Source organism: Butyrivibrio sp. WCE2006 (assembly GCF_000701985.1).
GTDB lineage: Bacteria > Bacillota > Clostridia > Lachnospirales > Lachnospiraceae > Butyrivibrio.
Genome location: NZ_JNKH01000004.1, coordinates 195,367 through 202,105, shown reverse-complemented (window position 1 = coordinate 202,105; position 6,739 = coordinate 195,367). Strand labels below are relative to the sequence as shown.

Below are 6,739 nucleotides of genomic sequence, written 5' to 3'. Positions count from 1 at the left end.
TGGCAGATAGAGGTTTTCTTCAAGATGTGTAAAAGCTATCTCAAGCTGGCAAAAGAATGTAAGTCTCTTTCTTATGATGCTATGACAGCGCATGTTGCAATCGTATTTACTCGATACATGATGCTTGCAGTAGAAAATCGCGAATCAGAAGATCCTCGAACTTTAGGCGAGTTGTTTGCATACTTCATGGATGAGGTGGCCGATGTAACATTCATCTATGCTTTTAACATCATTATGGAGATTGTCTCAAACATGATGATACAAGAATTTGATCTCGATGAAGAATAAATATCTTTAATGATAGACAAGTTTGTATCTGCACTTACACCATCCATGCAACGTCATCTTCAGGCAGCATGATTGGTACTTAATTGCCAATTTTTATTGAATTATCAAGGTTCAACCGCAGTTTTGTAACTGCGAAGTTTCAGTAATTAATTATTGAAGGAACATGATTATAAAATGAAGTATGAATTAGTTAGCGTAATAGTACCAGTATATAATGTGTCCGAATATTTAGATGAATTTCTAAACACATTATGTTCACAGACATATAAAAATCTTGAGATTATCCTTTCTGAAGACTGTTCAACTGACAATTCCTTAGAGATTTGTAACGATTGGGCTAACAAAGATTCAAGAATAAAAGTAATACAATCCACTAAAAATGGTGGTGTCTCCAATGCCAGAAATCTTGCTCTTGATAAATTTTCAGGTAAATATGTATATTTTGCAGACCCGGATGATGTTCTCCATCCTGATCTCATAGAAATCTTAGTTAATCACATAGTAGATCACAATGCAGACATCGCTTTATGTCATGAATCAGCTTTTAAAGATGGAATCTCTTTACCATCATTTACAACAACATCTGACGATGCCTTTACAATTGAAAATCATGCTCAATATATAGAACACTTTGCAGATGCATTTACCGGTCCTATAGGCTGGACATGGAATAAACTTTATCCCGCCTCATTGATTAAAGGACTCTATTTCGAGCCCAATACTGCTTATCAGGACATCTTATTTAATGCTCTTTGTTCTGTTAGAATCAAACGAGCTGTATGGACCAATAAAAGGCTATACGGGTATAGGATAAGAAGTGAAAGCATTACGGGTGCCGGGACAAAAGATGTGGCTACAGAAGCTGCCAATGTATATATAAAGATTTTCGAAATATTTAAGTCAACAGATGAATCATTTTCATTTCGATATCTTTTATTTGCACTGGCAAAAATTGCACGCTTACGAGTTCAGTGCAAACTAAACTCCTGGCATAAATCAGAAAAGCATATTAAGGACCTATACAATCATTACTACGACAATTACAAAAAATTGTTTAAATACTCATCAGAACCAAATAAAATAACAATCTTTTGTTCACGTTTTTTAGCAAGACACTGTTTTCCCATATTTTATCTTGTTGTAAAAAGAGAATTTAAACATAAATATAATTAGTCTGATTGATTTTGTTCGATTAAATTTTTATATCAAATAGGAAAGAATTTTAAAATGAAAAACAATTTTTCCAGAATGCTGTTTGCTGCACTTCTAATCACAATTTGCTCCATAAATACTATTTCAAGTTCAGCATCTGCAGAGGTATCCCTGTCTGCCACAAATTTTATAGAGGAAATGAATACCGGATGGAATCTTGGTAACTCTCTTGATTCGCATTATGGCGACCCTACCGGTGATGGGAATCTTTCGCAGGAAACTATATGGGGTAATCCTGAAGTAACAAAAGCTCAAATCGATTATGTGAAATCTTTAGGTTTTAATGTCATTAGGGTACCTGTAACCTGGCATACACACACTTATCGTGATAAAACCGGATCTTTGCATATTCACCCCGACTGGCTACGCAGAGTTAAAGAAGTAGTTGATTACTGCATATCAGATAATTTTTATGTAATTATTAACATTCATCATGACGGTTCACTTATACATGCCGGTGTAAATGAAAAAGAATTCAGCAAAATAAAAGCTGATGCTACTTCTTTATGGACAGAAATATCTTCTACCTTTTCTTCCTATGATAGCCACTTATTATTTGAAGCTTATAATGAGATTGATAATTATGAAAAATACTGGAGTTTTGGAAAAAGAGCTGCAAATCAGATGAATGAACTAAACCAGCTATTTGTTGATGTTGTAAGAAAAAGTGGCAAGAATAATTCCAATCGAATTTTAGTTGTACCCCCTCTCCTTCATTCCAGTGGCGAAAAATTCCAAAATGCGTTTGTATTGCCTAAAGATACCTCAACTGATAAGTTGATTGTGTCTGTCCATGACTACTCTTCAGCATTTGATCAGTCACTTGAACCCTTTTTCGAATCAGTTCAATCTTTTTCAAAAAAAATTGGCGCTCCTGTGATTATTGATGAATGGGGAACCACAGATACATATACACCAGCACAGTACAGAGCTATACATGCTTCAAATTACATTGCTCGTGCTACTGATCATGGAATAAAATGCATATATTGGGATAATGGTAGTAATTTTGCTATAGTTGACAGGAACTCATTAACATGCAACGAGTCTATGATTTCATCCATAATGAGTCCCAAACCTTATACTTCAAAAGATACAAACTTATTATCAGATTGGAAACAATTCCAGTATATGTCAATTAATCAGCAGACTGGTGATCTCATAGAAGATAAAAATTGGGGTTCCATAATATTAAATGTCGATGGAAACGGCTCATACCCTATTCCCAAAAACAAGGAATCGATTTATGTTGGTTTATCTATAAGGAATAAAATGTCTGATCATAGAATCCATTACGTTTATTTTTTTGATTCGAATAATAAAATGATTGATAAAATAAATGACTGGAATGGCTTCATAGAAAAAAATATTCCTATCCCACAAGGAAGTACCTACGTTAGGATAGGAATAAACAGCGCCTACTCTGCTACATCACAAAATGAATATAAGCAAGCTATTGAAAATGGTGATTTATCAGTAATTGTTAATTTCTATTAATTACTTTTTCACCAGATAGTAGAAATTATTGCCATCTTCATATAAAAGCTGAGCATCAAGTGTTTCTATATGGTTATCATTGTTATCATCAACATTGATGATAACAATATAATCATCCTTTTGTTCATCAATTATTTGCTGAAAACTTTCCTCATCTGCAAAAATATAACTGTCGGCTTTTTGAAGAATAACAAAATCATATAGAATTTTCCAATCAACATCAATATATACAACTGCATTTTTTCCTTCTGCGCATTCTATAGCCGCCATTTGATCTGCGTTATAATAATCCATAGGTACATAAAAGTTCCTGGTTACAATATTCACAACAGAAAGCAAACAGAATAATGCAATAACTATGTATTCAGATATGCTTGATTTTACAAAGATATTTAATATATACCTAAATGCAATAAATGCACACATAATAAATATCCAGGCTATCGGCATAATATATCTGGTAGTAATTTTGGGACAGATTTTTCCTACAATCAATACATAAAATACACCACACAGAAACAGGTACCCTGTGAAATTCAATCTTAATGAACCTTCTTTTATGTGAAGGAATAAAAATATAATGCATAAAATAATAAATACTATTATTAATCCGGCAAAGGCCTCTTCATTAAGAAGGTTGCACATTCCTATAAAGCCACTTATAAGACCTCCAAAGCTGGTAGCTTTACTAATCGCCTCTGCCCCTCTATATCCATTAAATATGTGCGCTATAATATGGTACCAGACAATTCCGTACGACAATCCTGCTATGCCTAGAGAAATGATATAATTTCTGATATCCGTTTTATTCTTTGCTATTATCAATCTTATGCCATACACAAGACACATAAAGAATGCTATAAATAGAAAATAATAATGTGTTAACATTCCGAGAAATAAAGTAGCACATAGCTTTATAAGAAATTGCTTTTCCGGTTTTTTATCCCAGTTTTTTTCAAATAAATAAATAAGTAAAATTACAAAAAATGTAAACTGGGCATACATTCTTATGAGTAGCATAGTATCCATAAACACTACTGAGGTAGCATAGGCTATTATTACTCCAAATGATGCAGTTGTATTCTTAGCAATATCTTTTGTAAGCATATAAAGAAATACTAAAATCAATATCATCCAGAAAATATTAAGCCCAATTCCATACCATTTACTAAATGATCCCCTGAACACTGAGCTTATTGTATGTATTAAAATATAATAAAAAGGTGGATGAACATCCTTAGCCTGATTCTCCCAAACATTAGCATAACTAAATGCTTCTCCATTCAAAACCTCTGTAAAACTTTCAAAAGGCCCCATTCCACTATAAGCTTTTCCTATCTCAAAATTTGGACTTATCCCACCAATATTATTTGCTAATCCGTAGGTCCATATTTCATCACAATGATAATTTACTTTTCTTAAGCCAAAGAGAATAATCAACCCCATTGTTACAAAAATAATAAAAGTTAAGATTACCTTTTCAATGTTTTTCAATTCTAACCTCCGTACACATACAAGGCTCACCAAGCATTTATTCTAAATATAATTTTAAAGGCCAATAACATGTACTTACACTTCACAGCAAATCTATTTCCGCTATTAAATATCATATGCACTAATGCTTTAAAGTATCTGCTTTGGAAATATTTTTGACATTCTCTATCAAGCTTATTCCAATCATTTGCCAATACATAACAGTATGCCTTTTCTGCTATTGCCTGCAATTTGTTATTATGTATTCCTTTATAGAAATCTATATCTCGTTCAAGCCACATCACTACTTGTTTTTCATTTTCCAATGTTCCCTTTCTTTGGACCGTCATAATACTATTTGGTCTGTCCCTATACATATAAAGTGCATCAGGGATGTATGCTATCTTATTGCAACGATATGCCAGTTCCCTAATAATAAGTGCATCTTCACTTATCTTAACTTTGGGATACATGTTCTCAGTAATAATACTTCTTTTATAAAGTTTGCCCCATGCTACGCAAAAAACCCCAAAATCGTTATACAAGCGTTCCAGGAAATATTCTTTATCCCCTACAAACCTATATTTTTCATTTGGATAAGGATATCTATACCCTTTATTATCGATATTATTTCTAAAGAATCTGCACCCCGCCATATCAGCATCTTCTTGTTTTAAAAGTGTAAGTAATTTTTCAAAATATTTATTATCAACAAAATCATCTGAATCAATAAAGGCAATATATTCACCGGTAGAATGTGCAAATCCATAATTACGAGAATCACCTAATCCACCATTCTTTTTGTGTAAGGCAATAACCCGTTCATCTTTTTTCGCCCAATGATCAATCTTTTCGCCACAATTATCAGGTGATCCATCATCAACCAATATTATTTCTATGTCCTTATATGTTTGATTTACAATACTCCTAATACATTCATCAAGATATTGCTCAACATTATAAATTGGCACAATTACACTAATGAGATCTCTTTTCATCTTAAATCCTCAGCATCTATAAAAGGAATCACGATTCCCTAGTATATTCAATTTGCAAAATTATGTGTCCATAAAATTAATTTCAGTAAATATTATTATTTGATATTCATAAGTTTATTGGAGAACAAGTAGCCAACTTTTATCAAAAAATCTCCTATTCTTTCAACTAACTCCAATACAAATTTACTGGAGATTTTTTTGTATAAAAAACTCAAAATACATGACACAGTTAAAAGGAAAAATGAAAAGCAAATAATCATTATAATCAGATACCTCATGCCAAATCTATCAATTAGCCATAGCCATATTTTTTCTCTGGTAAATAACCTAAAACACTTATTTTCATGAAAAATATAAATCAATAAAGACATGCTGGATATATTATTAATTAGTTTGTTATAAAACTCTAGATTGCTTAAGATATTGAAAAGAGCAATTGCTATAAACAACGCAAATGGATTATTATTAAAACTAGTAATTAGAAATTTACCTCCTAATACTGACACAGTAATACTTAAGTAATATAAACAACTATATAAGCCTATGAGACCAAGTACACTTATACACAAAAGTAAAAGGTTGCACTTTATGTTACTATGAAAATCATTCATATATTTTTTTATATAGCTAACAATAATAAAAATAGAAACAAATACTATTAAATCACTACTATAAAGTAATTCATTTCGAATAAATCCAAGCACAAAATACGCAGTGAAAATTATTATGCATACAATAGCATGAGACCTTTGCTTTAAACTATCTGTAATAAATACAAGTCCTGGATGAATTAAGTAAAGAATCATATAACATGTTATAAACCAATTCGTCCCAAATAGATTTGGAAAAAAAACAGTAACTAGAAAGTATGGATTAGCCCTTAATCCAAAAAGAAAATAAATAATAAAGATAGATACTGAAACAATCCATACATCAACTATAATTTTTAAAATCTTTTCAATTCTAATTCTTTTTGAATCACATAGAAACCAGCTTGAACATACAACAAAAATAATATTTCCTATCCCGCCAAAATGCTTGGCAAAATAAACAAAAAATATATTAAAATTCGGTACGGGATATTTAATATTCAAAAGTTGTTCCGCTGAAAGGCTGTTACTTACATGTGTAAATACTACTAGGAAAATCGCAATGACTTTTAATAATTCTATTCCTGAATTTCTTTTCATAATGGGACTTTGAATTACCATTTTATATAATCCTCCATACTGTTAATTCCTCCTGCAATCTCATGTCATCACAAATAAGCT

The 6,739-nt window shown here is 31.6% G+C and carries 5 protein-coding genes and 1 pseudogene; 3 read left to right on the top strand and 3 right to left on the bottom strand.

The window, feature by feature from the left end:
- From T501_RS04995 to T501_RS04985, 3 genes and pseudogenes are all read left to right on the top strand, one after another.
- Nucleotides 1-226 (top strand): annotated as a pseudogene (locus T501_RS04995) (IS4 family transposase); the annotation flags it as partial.
- Between the two features lie 236 nt (nucleotides 227-462).
- Nucleotides 463-1,461 carry a glycosyltransferase gene (locus T501_RS20020; RefSeq protein WP_050008146.1) on the top strand — a complete coding sequence of 333 codons (999 nt, stop codon included), beginning with the start codon at nucleotides 463-465 and terminating at the stop codon, nucleotides 1,459-1,461.
- Between the two features lie 54 nt (nucleotides 1,462-1,515).
- Nucleotides 1,516-2,997, top strand: a complete 1,482-nt coding sequence (locus T501_RS04985) for a glycoside hydrolase family 5 protein (RefSeq protein WP_044913653.1) — start codon at nucleotides 1,516-1,518, stop codon at nucleotides 2,995-2,997.
- Here the strand turns inward: T501_RS04985 and T501_RS04980 are convergent, their stop codons facing one another.
- The 3 genes from T501_RS04980 to T501_RS04970 all read right to left on the bottom strand — a co-directional run bounded on the left by T501_RS04980 (nucleotide 2,998) and on the right by T501_RS04970 (nucleotide 6,658).
- A complete protein-coding gene (locus T501_RS04980; protein WP_044913652.1) occupies nucleotides 2,998-4,491 on the bottom strand; it encodes a glycosyltransferase family protein in 1,494 nt (497 codons plus the stop codon).
- Between the two features lie 26 nt (nucleotides 4,492-4,517).
- Entirely contained in the window at nucleotides 4,518-5,468 is a 951-nt protein-coding gene (locus T501_RS04975) for a glycosyltransferase family 2 protein (RefSeq protein WP_050008145.1), read from the bottom strand.
- Nucleotides 5,469-5,563: 95 nt separating this feature from the next.
- Entirely contained in the window at nucleotides 5,564-6,658 is a 1,095-nt protein-coding gene (locus tag T501_RS04970) for an acyltransferase family protein (protein ID WP_207641179.1), read from the bottom strand.
- Between the last annotated feature and the right edge of the window lie 81 nt (nucleotides 6,659-6,739).

Coding starts and splice junctions, on each gene's coding strand:
- T501_RS04975 (WP_050008145.1), bottom strand. CDS start 5,468: ATGAAAAGAGATCTCATTAGTGTAATTGTGCCAATTTATAATGTTGAG.
- T501_RS04970 (WP_207641179.1), bottom strand. CDS start 6,658: ATGAAAAGAAATTCAGGAATAGAATTATTAAAAGTCATTGCGATTTTC.
- T501_RS04985 (WP_044913653.1), top strand. CDS start 1,516: ATGAAAAACAATTTTTCCAGAATGCTGTTTGCTGCACTTCTAATCACA.
- T501_RS20020 (WP_050008146.1), top strand. CDS start 463: ATGAAGTATGAATTAGTTAGCGTAATAGTACCAGTATATAATGTGTCC.